At 68.9% G+C, this 16211-nt stretch carries 7 protein-coding genes; all 7 read right to left on the bottom strand.

Annotation, left to right across the window (positions count from 1 at the left end; translation table 11 throughout):
• Position 1 precedes the first annotated feature (1 nt).
• From PO883_RS25340 to PO883_RS25310, 7 genes are read right to left on the bottom strand one after another with little or no spacing between them, the layout of a single operon-like run.
• Entirely contained in the window at positions 2-1399 is a 1398-nt protein-coding gene (locus tag PO883_RS25340) for an ATP-binding protein (RefSeq protein ID WP_289312222.1), read from the bottom strand.
• Positions 1383-8516: a contractile injection system tape measure protein gene (locus PO883_RS25335; RefSeq protein ID WP_289312221.1), complete on the bottom strand. Its 7134-nt coding sequence runs from the start codon at positions 8514-8516 to the stop codon at positions 1383-1385. Before PO883_RS25335 ends, PO883_RS25340 begins: the two co-directional genes overlap by 17 nt.
• Positions 8517-8520: 4 nt before the next feature.
• A complete protein-coding gene (locus PO883_RS25330) occupies positions 8521-10986 on the bottom strand; it encodes a hypothetical protein (protein WP_289312220.1) in 2466 nt (821 codons plus the stop codon).
• Positions 10983-11261 (bottom strand): hypothetical protein, encoded by a 279-nt coding sequence (locus PO883_RS25325; protein WP_289312219.1) that lies wholly within the window; start codon positions 11259-11261, stop codon positions 10983-10985. Before PO883_RS25325 ends, PO883_RS25330 begins: the two co-directional genes overlap by 4 nt.
• On the bottom strand, positions 11258-12100 hold the full coding sequence (locus PO883_RS25320; protein WP_167088974.1) for a hypothetical protein: 843 nt from the start codon (positions 12098-12100) through the stop codon (positions 11258-11260). The genes PO883_RS25325 and PO883_RS25320 overlap by 4 nt, the downstream gene beginning before the upstream one ends.
• Positions 12087-15788, bottom strand: a complete 3702-nt coding sequence (locus tag PO883_RS25315) for a baseplate J/gp47 family protein (RefSeq protein ID WP_289312218.1) — start codon at positions 15786-15788, stop codon at positions 12087-12089. The genes PO883_RS25320 and PO883_RS25315 overlap by 14 nt, the downstream gene beginning before the upstream one ends.
• A complete protein-coding gene (locus PO883_RS25310) occupies positions 15775-16209 on the bottom strand; it encodes a GPW/gp25 family protein (protein ID WP_167088976.1) in 435 nt (144 codons plus the stop codon). The genes PO883_RS25315 and PO883_RS25310 overlap by 14 nt, the downstream gene beginning before the upstream one ends.
• Positions 16210-16211: the final 2 nt, after the last annotated feature.

Below are 16211 nucleotides of genomic sequence, written 5' to 3'. Positions count from 1 at the left end.
CCTAAAGGGTGCGTCCTTCTTTGATGAATTCCTTCTTGATCGCGCGTTCCAGGTCGTCCAGTTCGATGCGCACGGTGGCCTCCGGCTGTTTTTCCTGGCGCCGCGCCGCTCGAATCGCGGCGTAGCGCGCCACGTTGGTCAGTGCACCGCCCGACAGCACGTGCTTGTCGGCCAGGCGGTGCAGGTCGACGTCGGCAGCGAGCAAAGCGCGGTCCTGAAACAGCTTGTCCCACAATTGTTCGCGTTGCAGCGCGTCCGGCAGCGGGAAATAGATCGCCGACTGGAAGCGCCGCGCGAACGCTTCGTCCAGGTTGGAGCGCAGGTTGGTGGCCAGGATGACGACGCCGGGGAAGTCTTCCACCCGTTGCAGCAGGTACGAGATTTCCTGGTTCGCATGCCGGTCGTTCGAGCTGCTGCCTTCAGTGCGCTTGCCGAACAGGGCGTCGGCCTCGTCGAAAAACAAAATCCAGTTCTTGTTCTGCGCCTGGTCGAACACATTGGCCAGGTTCTTTTCGGTCTCGCCGATATATTTGGAGACGATCATCGACAGGTCGATGCGGTACACGTCCACCCCGACCGATTGCCCGAGCAGGGTCGCGGTGAGGGTCTTGCCGGTGCCGGGAGGGCCGTAGAACAGGGCGCGAAAGCCCGCCTTGACCTTGGTGTCCAGGTCCCAGCGGCGCAGCAGGGCGGGGCCGCCGCGCAGCCAGGCGCGAATCTGCTCGATTTCATCCATCACCTCGGGGGCCAGCACCAGGTCGGTCCACGCCAGCGGCGTGGTAATCAGCTTGGCCGGAAAGCCGGCGCCGAAGTCCGGCTTATGCTGCTGGCCGACGGTGAGCCGGTGCAGATAATCGGTTTCCACCGCCAGCGTCGCGCGCAGCGCCGGTTCGCCGCTGGCAACCTGCTGCATGCGCAAGATGCCCAGTTTCGCAAAAAAGTGCGAAGGCTCGAACAGGCGCCCCACCTCGAAGCGGCGTTGCAAGTCGTCGCCGGCGAGGATGAAGACGGCGGTTTCACCGGTTGGCAGCAGGCCGCTGTGCGCCGCGCCGCGCACGCCGCCGAATTCGGTGAAGGTACGTTCGATCAGCTTGTTATGCGTCAGCAGCAGGTCCAGCGCCTGCGGGCGGATGTGCGGCAGCAGTGCCAGGATCAGGACGATGCGCTCGTCGGCGCTCATCTCGTCCCCGTGGCTGTTGCGCACGGTCTCGGCGAACAGCGAGGGATCGCCGGCCAGGTCGGGCGGCGCCGGGAACACCGGTACCACGCCCGCGTCGGCGTCCTGGGCGACGAAATACGTCTCGAAGCGCGCCGTCAGCACTTGCGCGAACCAGTCGATCTCGCGCGCCAGGCTGCGCGCGTTGGCCATCATGGCCTCTTTTTCAGCGCCATTCGACATGCACAGCCCTTTCCATCCATGGATGCCGGATAACCGAGAACGACCACGGCAGCGCGTCGAGCAGCATGTCGAACGAGCCGGCTTCCACTTTCAGGCGCCAGGCGTCGTCTTTCAGGTGCATGCTGCCGCGCCGCTGCAGGAACGATTGCCGCAAGCCGTCGGGCGAGGTGTTGCCGATGGTTTTCCAGTGCGCGATCATCGCCCGCAGCATCGTGTCGACCGCGTCGCGCTCCTCTTCGGTCGGCACGATCTCGCGCATGATCGGGGCGCTCAGCTTCAAGCCGCACAAGACCTTGTTCAGGCCAAGCAGGTATTCCGGGCAGTCGGTCTGGCCGCTGACGATGAACTGCACCAGGTGCACCGCGCGCTCGGCCGCTTCGGTGCTCTTGAAGCGCGCGCCCTCGGTCAAGCCTACCATCGCAAACAGGCGCGGAAGGTAAGGGCCGGCCAATACCTGGCCGGCGTTCGACAGGAACAGGGCGTCGCATTCGTCGTCCAGCGCGCTGGCCGTGGCGGACGCCAGGGCCGGCGCATGCCGTTGCGTTGGCGCGGCGGTGTCGGCCGGCGCGGCCAGGTGGGACGCCAGCGCGCGCGCGTACGCGGCCGGTTCAAAGCGCAGGCGCTGCTCGAAGAACCAGCCAAAGGCAAATTGCCTGGTGCGCAGCCCGATGCGGGCGGCAGCTGGCGCCGGCAGATCCCGCGCCAGCGCGCCGCCAACCTCGCGCGCACAGCGCAGGACGGCTTCCAGGTCGGCTCCGGCCAGCACCGTCACCACGCTCTCCAGCAGGCCCGCCGAAAACTGTGTGCTGTCGTCGCCGGCGCCGTGGAGCAGGGGCGCCAGCGCCGCGCGCTGCGCCGGCGGATGGGCGGCCAGGGCATGTGCGCAGGAGACGGCGGCCCGCTTCGGCGCGGGTGCTGCTGGTGCGGCGAAACGCGCGTCGAGATCGTCGAGGTCGACCGCACGTTCGTTGGCAAGGTCGTCGAGCACCTGATGCAGGTAGGCCTGCGGCGCGGCGCTGCGGCCGGCATGGGCCTGGGCCGCATCGAGCAGGTTTTTTCCGTGCTCGCCGGCGCCGTCGAGGTGGGCGGCGATCCGCCGCAGCAGGTCGGGATCTGGCGGCGCCTGGGTGGTCGGTGCGGCAGGCATGGGGTTCTCCGGGGAAGATGGCACGGTGGTTGCGGCAGGCTGGCTGTCGACGTGTTCGGCGATGGCTTCGAGGTCGATGGCCTCGCCGCGCTCCAGGGCGGCGTTGACGGCGCGCAGGAAGCTGGCGGTATCGGCGCTGCGCTGCGCGTACGCGCTGATGGCGTGTTGCAGCACGCTGTCAGGGCTGGTCATGTGCGCCTTGATGGCCTGCCATGACTGGGCAATCGGATCGCCTCGCGTGGTGTGGGTGGCCGGCTGCGCGGCGGCGGCCGGGGCTGCCGTCAGTTGCATGATGGCGGCCAGCCAGCGCGCACGGTCGGGCGATGCCGCAGTGGCGGCGTGCGGCTCCAGCAGGGCGCTGAGCGCATCGAGCACCTGTGCCGGGAAGTGCTGCGCGACCCGCTCCCACACGGTGGCACGCGCGCCGATCTCCATGACCGCCTTGCGCGCATGGTCGCCGAGACCCGCAAAGACGGCCGGTGTGAGTCCGGCCGCGTCGCCGTCAACGAGCGCGCGCAGCAGGAACGCGGTGCGGGCGCGCGCATCGACGGCGCCCAGATCGATGCGCTGCGCATGTCCGAGCGCGTCATGGGCGGCGCGCAGGAAGTCCGGCGGGCTCGCGCTGTGCGCTGCATGCGCGGCGATGGCCTGCATCTGCATGTCGCGCTGCAGATGGTTGTCCACGGCGGCCATGCGGGTGGCCAGTTGTTGCCACAGGTCGATGATTGGCGCGCTGGGGGCACGCAACGCCGCTTCGTAGCGCTGCGCGTCGAAGGGCGTCACCGCCAGGTGCATGATGCTGGCGAGCCAGAGGTCGCGTGCCGGCGCCGCCGACGCGGCTGCGATGTTGCGCAGGATGGCGGGTGCCTGCGGCGCCACGATCGTCGTCAATTCGTCCAGCAGCGCGAGCGGGAAACGCCGGGCGACGCGCTGCCACACGTCGAAGCGGGCGCCAGTGCGTGCGATTGCCTGGCGCGCCGCATCGCTGTGCGCCGAGAGCAGGTCCGGCGCCAGGGCTGCCGCATCGGCATCGCCGAGAGCCGCCAGGATGCGCTGGAGCGGCTGCATGGTGACATCGGGCGGCGCGTGCGACGGCACAGGTGCGCCCACCGCCGCCGCATAGCGCACCGGGTCGAACGGCATTGCTGCCAGGTGCATCATGCTGGCCAGCCAGCGCTCGCGCGCGGGCAGTATCGCGGCGCCGCCGGCGATCTGCGGCTGCCGCAGGATGGCTGGAGCGGCCGGGATCATCAATGCCGTCAGGTCATCGAGCAGCGCTAGCGGGTAGCGCCGCGCGACTGGCTGCCATATGTCCGCACGGGCGCCGATGCGGGCGATGGCCTGGCGCGCGGCGTCCGCGTGTACAACAAGGGCATCGGGCGGCAGCGCTGCCGCGTCGGCGGCAAGTAGCGCCGACAGGATGCGCTGTACCGGCTCGGTGCTGATGTCGATGGCCATGGCGCTCATGGCGGCGGTATAGCGCGCGGCGTCGAATGGCGTGGCCGTCAGGTGCATGATGCTGGCGAGCCAGCGGCGGCGCTCGGGAATCGTTGCGGCGTTCGCACCCGCGTGCAGGTCGCGCAGGATGGATGCCGCCCGTGGCGCCAGCAGGGCGGTGATTCGCCCGAGCAGCGCGAGCGGGAAACGCTGGGCGACAAGCTGCCATACATCGAAGCGGGCGCCGACGCGGGCGATTGCCTGGCGCGCCTCGTCGGCCTGCACGGCAAGCAGGCACGCCTCGAAGCCGTCCGCGTCGGCGGACAGCAGCGCTGCCAGAATGTGCTGTCCGGGGTCGGCGGCGACGTCGATCCTGTCGCGCAGGATGGGGATAGCCGGTTTTGGCAGGCGTAGGTGCGCATCGAACGGCACGCCTGCCAGCTGCATGAAGCTGGCGAGCCAGCGCTCCCGATCATGGACCGGCGGCTCGCTTTGCGCTGCCAGCAAGGCCGTCATCTCTCCCAGTACATCGAGCGGGAAGCGTTGCGCCACGCGTTTCCAGACATCGGGGCGCGCGCCGATGCGGGTGATGGCTTCGCGTGCCGATTCGCTGTGCGCACTGAATATATCCGCCGGCAGGAGCGCCGCATCGCCGGCCAGCAAGGCCGAGAAAATACGCTGTTCCGTGTCCTCACCACTCGTCAGATGCATGAAGGTGGCGAGCCAGCGGTTCCGGTCATGAACCGGTAGCTCGCGCTGCGGTGCCAGCAAGGCCGTCATCTCTCCCAGTACATCGAGCGGGAAGCGTTGCGCCACGCGTTTCCAGACATCGGGGCGCGCGCCGATGCGGGCGATGGCGGCGCGTGCCGCTTCGCTGTGCGTACTGAATATATCCGCCGGCAGGAGCTCCGCATCGCCGGCCAGCAAGGCCGAGAAAATACGCTGTTCCGTGTCCTCACCACTCGTCAGATGCATGAAGCTGGCGAGCCAGCGGTTCCGGTCATGAACCGGTAGCTCGCGCTGCGGTGCCAGCAAGGCCGTCATTCGGTCGAGTACATCGAGCGGGAAGCGCTGTGCCACGCGCGCCCAGACGTCGCTGCGCGCGCCGATGCGGGCGACGGCGGCGCGTGCCGCTTCGCTGTGCGTACTGAATATATCCGCCGGCAGGAGTGCCGCATCGCCGGCCAGAAAAGCCGAGAAAATACGCTGTTCCGTGTCGTCACCACTCGTCAGATGCATGAAGCTGGCGAGCCAGCGGTTCCGGTCATGAACCGGTAACTCGCGCTGCGGTGCCAGCAAGGCCGTCATCCGGTCGAGTACATCGAGCGGGAAGCGCTGTGCCACGCGCGCCCAGACGTCGCTGCGCGCGCCGATGCGGGCGACGGCGGCGCGTGCCGCTTCGCTGTGCGTACTGAATATATCCGCCGGCAGGAGCGCCGCATCGCCGGCCAGCAAGGCCGAGACGATACGCTGTTCCGTGTCCTCACCACTCGTCAGGTGCATGAAGGTGGCGAGCCAGCGCTTCCGGTCATGAACCGGTAACTCGCGCTGCGGTGCCAGCAAGGCCGTCATCCGGTCAAGCACGTCAAGCGGGAAGCGCTGCGCCACGCGCTCCCAGACGTCGCGGCGGGTGCCGACGCGGGCGATGGCAGCGCGTGCCGCTTCGCTGTGCGTACGGAATATATTCGCCGACAGAAGCGCTGGATCGCCGGCCAGCAAGGCGGAGAGTATGCGCTGTTCCGTGTCCTCACCCTTCGTCAGGTGCATGAAGTTGGCGAGCCAGCGGTTCCGGTCACGCGTCGGTTGCTCTTGCTGAGGTGCCAGCAATGCCGTCATCCGGTCAAGTACCTCGAACGGGGAGCGCTGCGCAACGCGCTCCCAGACGTCGCCGTGCGCGCCGACCCTGGCGATGGCGGAGCGTGCCGCGTCGCTGTGCGTACTGAATATGTCCACCGGCAGGTGCGCCATGTCGCCGGCCAGCAAGGCCGAGAAAATACGCTGTTCCGTGTCATCGCCACTCGTCAGGTGCATGAAGTTGGCGAGCCAACGGTTCCGGTCATGAATCGGCAGCTCGCGCTGCGGTGCCAGCAAGGCCGTCATACTATGAAGTACATCGAGCGGGAAACGCTGCGCCACGCGCTCCCAGACGTCGCCGCGCGCGCCGATACGGGCGATGGCCTCGCGTGCGGCTTCGCTGTGCGTACTGAGCAGGTCTGCTGGCAGATTCGCCGCATCGCCAGCCAGGAGTGCCGAGAAAATGCGCTGTCCGGCGTCCGCAGAGGTGTTCATGCCGATTGCGTCGGCGTAGCTGGCGGCGTCGAACGGCATCGCCGTCAGGTGCATGAAGCTGGCAAGCCAGCGCTCCGGCCCGCAGACCGCCAGCTCGCGCAAGATGTCACCGGCCTGCGGCGCCAGCAAAGCCGTCATCCGGTGAAGGATATCGGGCGCGAAGCGTTGCGTTATCCGCTCCCAGACTTCGCGGCGTGCGCCGATGCGGGCAATGGCGTCGCGCGCGGCTTCGCCGTGTGTGACAAAGGCATCTGGCGGGAGGCTTGCCGCGTCCGCAGCCAGCAAGGCCGAAAAAATGCGCGCTTGCGCCGCCGCGCCGACGGCATGGGTCATCGCAGCCGTGTAGCGGTCCGCGTCGAAGGGCATGGCCGCGAGGTACATCATGCTGGCGAACCAGCAGTCCCGCTCGGCCAGCGCGGCGCCGCCCAGGCGATGCAGGATGGCGGGCGCCTGCGGCGCCATCAGCGCGGTCATCGCATCGAGCAGCGCGATGGGAAAGCGCTGGGCCACGCGCTTCCAGACGTCCGTATTGGCGCCGATATGCGCAATCGCCGCGCGCGTGGGTTCGCCGGGCAGGTCCGGCAGCGCGGATGCATCGGCATCGAACAGCGCGCGCAGCACGCATGCCGTCGCGGCGCGCGCTTCGACGGCTGCGGGATCGAAGGCCGTGCCCTGGCGCAGATCGTCCCACGCCGCGCGCAGGAAGTCCGCCGGGCTGACGCTGCCGGCCGCATGGGCGGCGATTTCCTGCCTGCGGATGCCGGATAGTTGCTCGCCTTGCGCGCTGGCCAGGCATGCGTCGATCCGCTGCCACAGCTTGACCACGAGTGCGCTCGGGGCGCGCAGCGCGGCGTGGTAGCGCGCGGCGTCGAACGGCACGGCGCTCAGGTGCATCACCCCGGCCAGCCAGGCGCTGCGTGCTTGTGCGGACGGGAGCGCCGCCACGCGGGCTTCTGGAATGGACAATGCCTGCGGCGCCAGGAGCATGGTCAGCTCGTCGAGCAGCGCCAGGGGAAAGCGCTGCGCGACGCGCTGCCAGAGGTCGTGGCGCGCGCCGATCCCGCGCATCGCGTCCGCCAGTGCGCCGGCATGGACTGCGCGCAGGGCCGTCCACGCGGGTGGCAGGTCGTCCGGATTGGCTTGCGTGAGCATGCGAACGAACTGTTTGACCTTCGCGTCTGCGGCGGCGGCGGGTGCCAGCGCCTCGAACATGGCCTCGGCCCAGCCATCGCGCCCGTGACCCGCGGCCGCCGATCCGGCCAGTGCCGCCATGTCGTCCAGCATGGACAGTGGAAAATGCGCGGCGATACGCTGCCATAAGGCCTGGTCCGCGCCCTGGTGCAGCATGACCGCGCGCAGTGCCGGGGCGTGGTGCGCCACCAGCTCGTCCCAGTCGCCGCAGATGTACCCCGCGTCGGTCACCGACAGCGCCTGTGCGAAGCGCGCCTGCGCATCGTCGGCGAGGTGGCCATGCCCGGCACTATCGATGCCGATCGCCCGCAGCAGTGCCGGGGTGTGCGCGCTGGCGCCAGGTCCGAGCGCGGCGGCGGCAGCGCGCAGTGCCGGCGTGGCCGCGCCCGATGCCGTACCCAGCACCTGCGCCAGCACCAGTTCCCACAGCGTGCGCACCTGGTGACGACGCGCCCCGGCGTCGCCCGGAAGCGCGGCGCCGATCGCGTCCACCAGTGCCAGCCAGGCTTCGGCCCCGTGCGCCAGCAGCGGCAGGAGGCGGCGCAGCTGTTCCCCATCGAACTGCTGCGCCAGGCGCTTGACGGCGCCCGGGCCGGCCACTGCGCGGCGCAGGATGGCCGGCAAGGCCAGGGCCTCGTTGGCCAGCAGGCGCTCAAGCAGTGCGCCCGGGGTGTCGCCACGGCCATCCATTGCGCCGCTGCGCAGGAAGCGCTCGAATAGCGCGCCATCGCTGCCCGCCGCGCCCGTGTCGGCGGCGACGCCAGGGTTGGCGCGCAAGGCTTCACCGAGCGCGTCGCGCAGCAGCTCGCGCAGGCGTTCGCCCAGTTCGGCGTCGAGCAGGTGCGCGGGAACGTCGCCCAGATCGATGTCGAGCCGTTCGATGCGGCGCAGGCGGCCGTCATCCATTTCGTCGAGCACCGCTTCCAGCTCCGGCAGCATGCGCCCCTTCACCAGTTCCAGCAGGCGCTCGTGCGGCACCGGCTGGGGGCGCGGCGCATCGCTTTCGAATGTCAGCTCGACATGCAGTTCTCCGATGCGGTGGAGGGCACTCATCGGCTCATACCCAGTGACTGGCGGCGGCGTCACGCTGCTGGCGCAGCAGGAACCTGGTCAGGTAGGCGGAGGCATCGTCGAGGGCATTGTCGGCGTCCGCCGCGTCGTGGCCGGCCAAGGCAGCATGCCGCAGCTTGTCGAGCCAGATGCGAAAATGCGTTTCAAAATCGTCCATCTGCACGTAGCCCAGCCAGTAGAAGGTGGGCAGGATGTGGGCCGGCAGGTTCAGGCTGACGGTTTCCTGCGCCAGCTTCTGGAATTCCGGGTCGTGAAAGCGCGCGGTCCAGTTGGGGAACACGACACTGACGCGGAACGGGTAAAAGTCGTCGCCGGCGGCGCAGGGCTCCGTGCTGCCGGCGCGGCGCGGGCGCAGCAGGGTGTGTTCGATCAGGTGAAAGCCTTCGCAACGCATGTTCAGCGCGCGCAGGGTCTCGCTCAAGTTTTTCAGTTCGCCGGCATCCTCGCCGGATGCGAGCTCGCCCAAAGGCCAGTGCTCCAACGGCGCGTTCCTGACCTTGAAACGGACCACGTCGCGTCCCTCCGGGGTGCGGTCGATATCCAGCCGGCCGGGCGCGAAGGCCTTGCGCATCAGGGTCGCGGCGATCCTCATGGTGGCGCCGGGCCGCGCCGCGCGCAGGTGCCTGAACAGGCCGGACAGCGCTCCCTGCGCCAGGTGCTCGTCGGGCACGATGCGCAGGCCGGCGCGCCGCATCGGCTCGCACAGCGAGCGGCAGCAGTGATGTTCGTGCAGTCCAAGCAAGATGGCGATCTTGCGCTGGGCGCCGCTGACGTTGTCGCTGTCCCAGGCTGGCAGGTCGTAGCGAAAGCCGGCGGCGCGCTGGCGCAGCAGCACCACGATGCGGGTGAGGAAGGCCAGTTTGTTATCGAGCAGCCAGGCTTGCATCGCCTGGCGCACCGGGAAGTACACATTGAATTTGCGTAGCGCCTGCTGCGTGTAGGACTCGCCGTACATCGCCAGCATGACGTCGATCACGCGCTCGCGCCGGTCTTCGAAGGGATCGAGGCGGCGCCGGATCGCATCGAGTTCCTGCGCCATCTGGTCAGGCTCGCGCGTGTACAGCGGCTCGATATCGGGCAGCATGGCGTTGTTCAGCGCTTGCGAAAAATACGATTGGGCCAGGTCCGTATCGATCGAAAACACGCTGGCGATGCCGGCCAGGTTTTGCAGGTAGTTCGCCATCACCTGCTCGAAGACATACAGGTAGGCCTTGAGCTGGCGCGCGTGGGCGTGGGCTTCGGGCGGGGCGCTGGCCGGCACGCCGTAGGCATTGATGCCGTAGATCGCCGGGAACTGGTGCTGGATCGAGTAGTACGGCGCCAGCGGCTGGCCGGCGCCGGCCGCAACCTCGCCCAGGTGCTCCAGCGAGGCGTGGCGCTGGCGCAGCGCGCGCGCTTCGAACTGCAGTTTGTTCAAATTGATCCTGGCGCTCGAGATCAGTGCGTTCAGGGCGTCGCTGTCACTCTCGGCGGCGCTGTCGGTGGCCATGGTCTGGCCCATGAAATGGAGGTGCAGCAGGCGCTTTTGCTGTGCGTTGCCGGGGAAGCACAGGCGCGGTATCAGCCCGCCCGCGCCACCGGGACTGGCCGGCCGGCCGTCGGCGGTGCACAAGCTAAGCGCATGGACCTGGCGCACGCCATCGATGCCGCGTATCAGTCCGATCAGGCGTGGCAGCGAAATGGCGGCGTCGGGCTCGACCTGGAGGCTCTCGGTGATGTGGCCGTGCGTCGTGAACGGACCGGAAAACAGCTGGTCGGGCGGCATGCCGTCGGCCGCCGCATGCTCGTAGCTGTTCAATTGCAGGCCCGAGATGACGTGGTGGGCGCACTGGAAAAAAATGTCGGCGTAGATCGCGGCCGGATCGCGCCGGCTGTGCACTTCGATATCGCCTTTCAGGTAGAAATCCTCGGTCTCGAGCGTGGTGATGCGCCCGATGTCCTGGCACAGCGCGCGCTCGGTGCCGGCCTCGGCGCGGATGCGGCGCGCCACCCCGGCCGCCTGCGCCTGCGCCTGCGCCGGCTCCGTGCGCACGCCGGTGGCGGGATCGCCCAGCTTGAATGCGATGTCGATCAAGCCATCGCCGGCCTCGCTTACCCACACATCCTCGATGTCGGGAATGCGGTCGTACAGCAGGCGGCGCCAGTCGCCGGCGGTGATCGGCTCGCTCGGGAAAACCGCTTGCGGCAGGTGCAGCGCGTGCCGTTCCAGGTCGATCGTGCCATCGCGCCCGGCCAGGTAATCCTCGTGCCGGAAGGCGGAGCGGTAAGCCAGTTCGGTGAGCGCGTAGCTGAGCTGGTCGAGCATGGTCACGCCTGGATCGTGGGCGTTGTAATCGGTCCAGCGCTGCCCGCACAGCGCTTGCAGCAAGGTCGTGCCGGTGCGCTGGAGGGCCTCGAAATCGAGGCCGTCGGGATCTGGCCCGCGACTCGGAATGCTCAGCGCTGCGCTCATGCCTCGCCCATGCCGGCCACCTGCTCTTCCAGCGCGTCCATCAGCAGGTGCACCCGGTGGTAGGGCAGCAGGCGCAGGGCGCCGACGATCAGTTGCAGGTCGGGCAGGCTGACGCTGTAGGCCTGGGCGGCATCCTCGCCGGCGCCGGCGCCGGCATTGGCCTGGCGGTTCAGGCGTCCGATCAGGTCGAACACGGTCTTGAACGGCAGCTCGGCCAGCGCCTCGATCACCAGCGCGCCCTGGTCGGCGCGCAGCGACAGCGTGAGCGCGCTCACGGCTGGCCGCCGCGTGCCGACTTCGGCCAGCCGGCCTTCATCGCCGGGTCGAACCAGAGCTGGGTCAGGTAGACCCGGACTGCGGTGCGCTCGGCCGCCGTGGTGGCGTCGGCGTCGTAGGCGCAGCCGACCCGGATTTGCAGCCGGTAGGGCGAGGTGGCGGCCTTGCCGGCCCCGCTCCAGCGCAGTTCGAGGCGGCTGCATTTGCTGCCGTAGTGGGCCTGGTGATAGGTGATCTCGTTCTTGCCGCCCTGGAAGGCGGACAGCGCAAAGGCGTGCAGCAGCGCGTACTTGCCGGAATCGGGCTTGCCGGCGCCGGCCATCACCTCGAACGCCTGGCAGCCGGTGAGGTCGGAGGTGATGTCGTGCCAGTCGCCGTCGGCCGGCACGCTGGCGCAGGCGCGTCCGAGGCGGCCGTCGGCCACGATCCGCCCTTGCAGGTCGAGCTCGAACTGGCTGGTGGCCGCGCGCGGGGTTCCGGGCAGGGCGGCGAAGCGGACTTCGGCGCCGGCCGGGCTGAGCGCCATCGCCTTGCGGTAGCCGGGCGCGCCGTCCGGGCCGTCCGCCGTTTGCGGGCCGCCGGTGCCGAACACCAGGCTGCCGCCGCCCTTGTCCATGCGCACCGACCAGATCGCGCTCTTGTCGGCGATGTCATGGTAAAAGCTCATCAATCGGCCCTGGCCGATCTGGCCGACCTTGAGCCCGTCGTGGGCATTCTTGTCGAATTGCTGGTCGACGATGTTGAGCATCGATTCGATCAGGGCGCCAAACGCGTCCTGGGCTGGCATCGCGCCTTTCTGGAACAGCCGCTTGAGTGTTTCCCGGCTATGAAGCGCCATTGCTATCCTTTGGTGAAATAATGAAGGTGGAACCGATGTCGAGCGTGTTCAGGTCGGCCGCGCGGGCGGCGTCGCTGCTGCTGGCCATGCCGATCAGGTGGCTGTGCAGCGGCACCGCCACGCTCCACGGATACTGCGGCGTGAGCGCGGCCGCGGCGGCAGCGGCGGCATCGACCCCGCTCGCCGTGTCCGACAGCACGAAGCGTGCGGCGCCGGTGGGCGCCACGCGCAGCATCGAGCAGCCGCTGACGTCGGCAATGTAGTCGAGGCCGATGATGAACGATTCGACGTCGTGCATGCGCACGCGCCAGCCGAAGTGGGTTTGCGGTCCCGGCGCGCGCCATGGCGACAGGAAAGCGGAAATATCCTGGTTCAGGCGCGTGATGTAGTGGCCGCCGGCCAGCCCTTCCTTGAGGCGGATGCCGCAGCGCACCTGGATCTGCTCGTACACCGGCGGCTTGACCGCGATCGTGGCCGCCGGCGGCGCCACGCTGCGGATGAAGCGCCCGATGTCGTCGACCAGCTTGCCGTTCAGATGGGGCATGGCGTCGAGCGGCGCGCCGTCCGCCACATGCGGCAGCGCGACGATCAGCAGGTGCCCGGGGCGCATCCAGTCGCGCGCCGAGACGCCCTCGGTGACCATATTCGGGAAGCACTTGACCTTGTAGACGTCGGGAAATTGCTGCAGGATCAGCGCTTCGTAGTCGGCCGGCGTCACCGCGCGCCCCTTGTGGCGCAGGCGCTCGGCGATCCGGGTATGCATCTGGGTGCGGCTTTCCGGCAGCGCCCCGCCGGAGGAGGCGGCCACCTGGGTAATCTTGCCCAGGCCGGCAATCACGGTGCGGCTGCGTTCGATGCTGGCGGGCGGCAGGATCATGCTCTCCAGGGGCCCCGCGACGGCGCTCTGGCGCCGGATTTGCAGGGCGTGGGCGTACACCGTGTAGACGCTGCAGAAGTGCTCCAGCGCGGCCGACGCGCCCACCCGCAGCCAGTACAGGCCGGCCGGCATGACGGTGTTGTCGAGGCTGATGTCGGGCGGCATCGACAGCGTGACCACGCCCGAGGTCATGAAGGCGCTGGTGCCGTCGGCGATGATATTGCGGCGCGCCAGCGGTTTCCAGCGGTTGCCGCTCAGGTAAGACCAGTTCGGCTGGCCCGGGTGGCCGGGCGCCGAATCGTCGCGCAGGTGGAAGAACAAGGTCAGCGCGGCCTCGAAGCCGCTGGCGGCCAGGCCGATATGCAGGTTGCCCAGGTACTCGCAGTCGGGAATCAGGGTGGCGCCGGTCTCGGTGGCGGCGCCGATCGCTTCCCAGCCGTGCGGGTGCAGGTGGATCAGCAGGTTGTTGGCCAGCGCCTTGGGCTGCGCGCGCTGGTGCAGGTCGATATGGGCGATGGCGCGGTAATTGAGCGCGATGGTGTTGACCAGCGGGGTGTAGGGCAGGTCGGGCACGCCGGCCTGGAAGTGGCGGCTCTTGTCGCGCAGGTTGCGCGTCATGGCGTAGCTGAGTGCGTACGGATACTCGCGGTGGCCGAAGGCGAAGCGCGGCGCGGCCAGGGTGAATTTGAAGAAACCGTTGCGCGCCGTGGCGCTGTAGCTGGTTTCGGGAACGGCCGGCGCGGCGACCGGCTTGACGCGCGCGATCACGCTGTCGCACGGCAGGGTGACCTGGCGCAGTACGCGCCGGCTAGCGCTGCCGTCGTTGGTGCGGAACAGCGGCAGCCAGGGCGCTTCGGCCTCGTCCGGGCCCCAGACGCCGTCGGCCAGGACCTCGACCCGGGCAAAATACTGGTCGCTGTCGAGCGCGCCGGGATAGTCGTGGTAGTACTCCAGGAACCCGCCACTGTCGGGCGGCAGGTCGCCCCATTCGAGGTCGATGTCGGCGCTGGTGAGGGTCTTGACGGCCGCTTCGTCGCTGCCGACGATCAGGTAGGAGCCGACCGTGGGCAGGGCGCCGAAGGGTTGGAAGGGCAGGGCCGGGCTGAGCATGCCGATGTGGTTGTGCAGCAAGAGCTGGCGGCAGCCGCACACGTGCACCGCGATCGTGGCGGCGGCCAGGTGCAGCGCGCGCAGCAGGCCGAAGGGGTAGACGTAGCTGTCCGGATTGAGGCGCAGGCGCAGCATCGGCACGGCGACCTGGTAATCCTCGCCGTGCAGCGCGGGCGCGTAGGGCACCACCGGCGCGGCGTCCAGGCCCAGCTCGAAGTCGATGCGCAGGGTGGGCGGCGTCGCCGCGCCGTCCTGCGCGTCGCCCTCCCAGCAGGGATAGTAGGCCGGCACCGGCAGCCACCCGGCCGGGCCGCTCAGCTCGATCAAGAACAGGCCGCGCAGGATGCGGGCGCGCACATCCTCCTGGTCGATGCGCTCGTCGCTGGCGGGGCCGTTCGGGCGCTTGTCGTGCAGCACCCTTTCCAGCGCGCCCAGGCGCTTGCCCAGGGTATCGTCGTCGAAGCGCAAGCTCAGGCTGACCCGGCGTATGCCTTCGCGCATCAGCAGCACCGTGCTGGCCAGGGCCAGCCCGAAGCGCGCATCCTGCACGCCGCGCTGGTCGCCCGGGTTCTTGGGCGCGCCCATCAGCGGCACGGCCGACAGCGGCGCCGGATCGGTGACGACCAGCTTGTCCGGCACGTCGAGCTGGCGGCACCAGATGTTGCTGGGCCAGGCGGCGTGGGGCGGCGCTTGGCCTTGCTGGTCCATGTCGTTTTCGGGGGCGATATCGGGGTCGCGGTGGCAGTACAGGGTGCTCAGCGAGCGCACCCGGGCGTCGCCCACCAGCAGGGCGCGCTCGGTCTGGTACACCAGCTGGGCGCCGGCGCCGCCGGGGCGCGCGAAAAACTCGGCGCCGGCCGGCACCTCCACGTACTGGCCGGGGGCGCACGGGGCCACCACCAGGCAGGCATGGTCGGGCACGGCCGGCAGCGGCTTCATGCGCAGCACGCGCTCGTAATAAAAGTCGAGGTGGGCGCCGGTGAAGCGGTTCAGGCGCCGGTGCAGGCGCTCGGCCATCTTGATGAAAGCGATCAGGAGCGCCACGCCGGGGTCGTGCTCGCCGCTCACCAGCGAGTCGGGCAACAGGCGCGCCGCTTCCTGCTGCACCATCTCGATCGCCTTCACAAAAGCAAAATAGCTGGCGCGCATGCTGGCCCGGCTCAGATGGCCGGCGGGCGCGCCATGCCAGTGCGGCCCCAGGCCCAGTCCGGGGGCCGGCAGGAAGGCGGCAAACCCGCTGCCATCCTCGCACAGGGTGGCGGTCACGCTCGCCAGCAGGGCGTGCAGCTTGCGTCCGGCGTTGCCGGGACTGGTTTCCAGCGCACGCGTCCAGCGGTCGAGAAAATCGGTGGCCAGGGCCGTCATCGGCAGCGTTTCGACGCGCCATTGCGTGATATCGGCGGCGCCGTCCCACCACTGCTCGAAGGCGCTTTGCAGGCGCGCCAGCCTGGTCGAGAGGATGCGCGCGATGACGATGGTTTCGTCGGCCGAAAAATAGGCTTCCCAGTTGCCGTTGACGCTGTTGTCGAGCTGGTAGAACTTGACCAGGGCGGCGTACTCGCTGGCCATGGCGAGCAGGTCGGGAAAAGACATTTCGGCCAGCGAAAAATAGCCGTCCTGCAGTGCCGGCAGCAGGCGCCCGGCCTGGCTGGTGCCATCGCGCACGAACAGGCGCGGGGGATCGGCGTCAAAGGGTGGCATTGGTGCCTTCGACGAAGTAGAACGGATAGACCATATTGCTGCGCGTATTGGTCAGGCGCACCGTATAGACCAGGTGGATGTCGAGCCGGCCCTGTTCGATGCCGGCGTCGCTGACCACGATCCGGTCGAGCGTGATGCGCGGCTCGAAAAACAGGATGGCGTGCGCGATCATGCCCTTGATTTCGGTCAGGGTGTTGTAGCTGATGCTGTCGAACACATGCAGCTTGATGCCGCAGCCGAAGGTGGGGCGCATGACCCGCTCGCCCGGCGCGGTCGAGAGCAGGATGTGCAGGCTCTGGCGGATATCGTCGTCGCCCGAGACCATGGCCGCCTGGCCGCCGGCGCTGTACGGCCCCCCCGCTTTGGAGAACGCGGGCGGAAAGGCCCAGCCGCGTCCGAGGAAGGATTGGTCGATGCTCATGG

The sequence above is a fragment of the Massilia sp. DJPM01 genome, assembly GCF_030348125.1.
GTDB classification, from domain to species: Bacteria; Pseudomonadota; Gammaproteobacteria; order Burkholderiales; family Burkholderiaceae_D; genus Telluria_A; species Telluria_A frigida.
Note: the sequence above shows the minus strand (reverse complement) of the source record. Positions and strands in the feature narration are given on the sequence as shown.

Coding starts and splice junctions, on each gene's coding strand:
- PO883_RS25340 (WP_289312222.1), bottom strand. CDS start 1,399: ATGTCGAATGGCGCTGAAAAAGAGGCCATGATGGCCAACGCGCGCAGC.
- PO883_RS25335 (WP_289312221.1), bottom strand. CDS start 8,516: ATGAGTGCCCTCCACCGCATCGGAGAACTGCATGTCGAGCTGACATTC.
- PO883_RS25330 (WP_289312220.1), bottom strand. CDS start 10,986: ATGAGCGCAGCGCTGAGCATTCCGAGTCGCGGGCCAGATCCCGACGGC.
- PO883_RS25320 (WP_167088974.1), bottom strand. CDS start 12,100: ATGGCGCTTCATAGCCGGGAAACACTCAAGCGGCTGTTCCAGAAAGGC.
- PO883_RS25315 (WP_289312218.1), bottom strand. CDS start 15,788: ATGCCACCCTTTGACGCCGATCCCCCGCGCCTGTTCGTGCGCGATGGC.
- PO883_RS25310 (WP_167088976.1), bottom strand. CDS start 16,209: ATGAGCATCGACCAATCCTTCCTCGGACGCGGCTGGGCCTTTCCGCCC.